This window comes from Rhizobacter sp. SG703, assembly GCF_012275445.1.
Lineage (GTDB): Bacteria > Pseudomonadota > Gammaproteobacteria > Burkholderiales > Burkholderiaceae_C > Rhizobacter.
On sequence record NZ_JAAZQK010000025.1, the window covers coordinates 2,501 to 5,632 of the forward strand.

The following is a 3,132-nucleotide window of genomic DNA, read 5'->3' on the forward strand; positions in this document are numbered from 1 at the left end:
GACCGTAAGGTCATCGCATACTGAATACATAGGTATGCGAGGCGAACCGGGTGAACTGAAACATCTCAGTAGCTCGAGGAAAAGACATCAACCGAGATTCCGAAAGTAGTGGCGAGCGAAATCGGAAGAGCCTGCACGTTTTAGCATCTTGCATATCAGAACGGAATGGAAAGTCCGGCCATAGCGGGTGATAGCCCCGTATGAAAAATGTAGGGTGTGGAACTAGGCGTGCGACAAGTAGGGCGGGACACGTGTAATCCTGTCTGAATATGGGGGGACCATCCTCCAAGGCTAAATACTCGTAATCGACCGATAGTGAACTAGTACCGTGAGGGAAAGGCGAAAAGAACCCCGGGAGGGGAGTGAAATAGATCCTGAAACCGCATGCATACAAACAGTCGGAGCCCGGAAGGGTGACGGCGTACCTTTTGTATAATGGGTCAGCGACTTACATTCAGTGGCAAGGTTAACCGAATAGGGAAGCCGTAGAGAAATCGAGTCCGAATAGGGCGTTCAGTCGCTGGGTGTAGACCCGAAACCAAGTGATCTATCCATGGCCAGGATGAAGGTGAGGTAACACTTACTGGAGGTCCGAACCGACTAGTGTTGCAAAACTAGCGGATGAGCTGTGGATAGGGGTGAAAGGCTAAACAAACTTGGAAATAGCTGGTTCTCTCCGAAAACTATTTAGGTAGTGCCTCAAGTATTACCGTCGGGGGTAGAGCACTGTTATGGCTAGGGGGTCATGGCGACTTACCAAACCATTGCAAACTCCGAATACCGATGAGTACAGCTTGGGAGACAGTGCACCGGGTGCTAACGTCCGGACACAAGAGGGAAACAACCCAGACCGCCAGCTAAGGTCCCCAAAATTGGCTAAGTGGGAAACGAAGTGGGAAGGCTAAAACAGTCAGGATGTTGGCTTAGAAGCAGCCATCATTTAAAGAAAGCGTAATAGCTCACTGATCGAGTCGTCCTGCGCGGAAGATGTAACGGGGCTAAGCCAGTTACCGAAGCTGCGGATGTGCGCGCAAGCGTACGTGGTAGGAGAGCGTTCTGTAAGCCTGTGAAGGTGGCTTGTGAAGGCTGCTGGAGGTATCAGAAGTGCGAATGCTGACATGAGTAGCGTTAAAGGGGGTGAAAAGCCCCCTCGCCGAAAGCGCAAGGTTTCCTACGCAACGTTCATCGGCGTAGGGTGAGTCGGCCCCTAAGGCGAGGCAGAGATGCGTAGCTGATGGGAAACAGGTCAATATTCCTGTACCGATATGCAGTGCGATGTGGGGACGGAGAAGGTTAGCTCAGCCGGGTGTTGGATGTCCCGGTTCAAGCGTGTAGTCATACCCTTTAGGCAAATCCGGAGGGTTTAGATGAGGCGTGATAACGAGGAGGCTTGCCTCCGAAGTGAGTGATACCCTGCTTCCAGGAAAAGCCACTAAGCTTCAGCTGCATACGACCGTACCGCAAACCGACACTGGTGCGCGAGATGAGTATTCTAAGGCGCTTGAGAGAACTCTGGAGAAGGAACTCGGCAAATTGACACCGTAACTTCGGAAGAAGGTGTGCCTTTAGTAGGTGAACCATTTACTTGGGGAGCCCAATGAGGCCGCAGAGAATCGGTGGCTGCGACTGTTTATTAAAAACACAGCACTCTGCAAAGACGAAAGTCGACGTATAGGGTGTGACGCCTGCCCGGTGCTGGAAGATTAAATGATGGGGTGCAAGCTCTTGACTGAAGTCCCAGTAAACGGCGGCCGTAACTATAACGGTCCTAAGGTAGCGAAATTCCTTGTCGGGTAAGTTCCGACCTGCACGAATGGCGTAACGATGGCCACACTGTCTCCTCCAGAGACTCAGCGAAGTTGAAATGTTTGTGATGATGCAATCTCCCCGCGGAAAGACGGAAAGACCCCATGAACCTTTACTGTAGCTTTACATTGGACTTTGAACAGATCTGTGTAGGATAGGTGGGAGGCTTTGAAGCGGTGCCGCTAGGTGTCGTGGAGCCAACGTTGAAATACCACCCTGGTGTGTTTGAGGTTCTAACCTTGGCCCGTGATCCGGGTTGGGGACAGTGTATGGTGGGCAGTTTGACTGGGGCGGTCTCCTCCCAAAGCGTAACGGAGGAGTTCGAAGGTACGCTAGGCACGGTCGGAAATCGTGCTGATAGTGCATTGGCATAAGCGTGCTTGACTGCGAGACTGACAAGTCGAGCAGGTACGAAAGTAGGACAAAGTGATCCGGTGGTTCTGTATGGAAGGGCCATCGCTCAACGGATAAAAGGTACTCTGGGGATAACAGGCTGATACCGCCCAAGAGTTCATATCGACGGCGGTGTTTGGCACCTCGATGTCGGCTCATCTCATCCTGGGGCTGTAGCCGGTCCCAAGGGTATGGCTGTTCGCCATTTAAAGAGGTACGTGAGCTGGGTTTAAAACGTCGTGAGACAGTTTGGTCCCTATCTTCCGTGGGCGCTGCAAGATTGAGAGAGCCTGCTCCTAGTACGAGAGGACCGGAGTGGACGCACCTCTGGTGTATCGGTTGTCACGCCAGTGGCATCGCCGAGTAGCTATGTGCGGAAGAGATAACCGCTGAAAGCATCTAAGCGGGAAACTCGTCTCAAGATGAGTCTTGCCGGGGCCTTGAGCCCCCTGAAGAGTCGTTCGAGACCAGGACGTTGATAGGCTGGGTGTGGAAGCGCAGTAATGCGTTAAGCTAACCAGTACTAATTGCTCGTGAGGCTTGACCCTATAACTTTGATCAGCGATCAAAGACTGCTTGAGGGCAAGCGTTGTGCAGTTCTTCAAATCAGAATACCTGCACGCAATCAAGTTCCAGATCGATTCGTCGGTCAAACCAAGCTGATTCCGCTTGCGTGGCTCACCCCACCAAGCGTCGACTCTACCAATTGGTCGCAAAGCACCCCACAGTGCTCGGCGGCAACAAGTTAAGCCTGATGACCATAGCGAGGTGGTCCCACTCCTTCCCATCCCGAACAGGACAGTGAAACGCCTCAGCGCCGATGATAGTGCGGGTTCCCGTGTGAAAGTAGGACATCGTCAGGCTATTAATAAGGCCAACCCCCGTCTCCTCCCAAGGTGACGGGGGTTTCGCTTTTGGGGGATTCGAATTGCG

Annotated in this window: 2 rRNA genes (1 of these 2 running past the window's edge); both read left to right on the plus strand. The window is 52.6% G+C overall.

The annotated features are described in order from the left end of the window. Window positions 1–2,747: ribosomal RNA gene (locus tag FHT26_RS29385) — 23S ribosomal RNA — on the plus strand; it begins 130 nt to the left of the window's first position. Between the two features lie 202 nt (window positions 2,748–2,949). After that, window positions 2,950–3,062: ribosomal RNA gene (gene rrf, locus FHT26_RS29390) — 5S ribosomal RNA — on the plus strand. Window positions 3,063–3,132 lie beyond the last annotated feature (70 nt).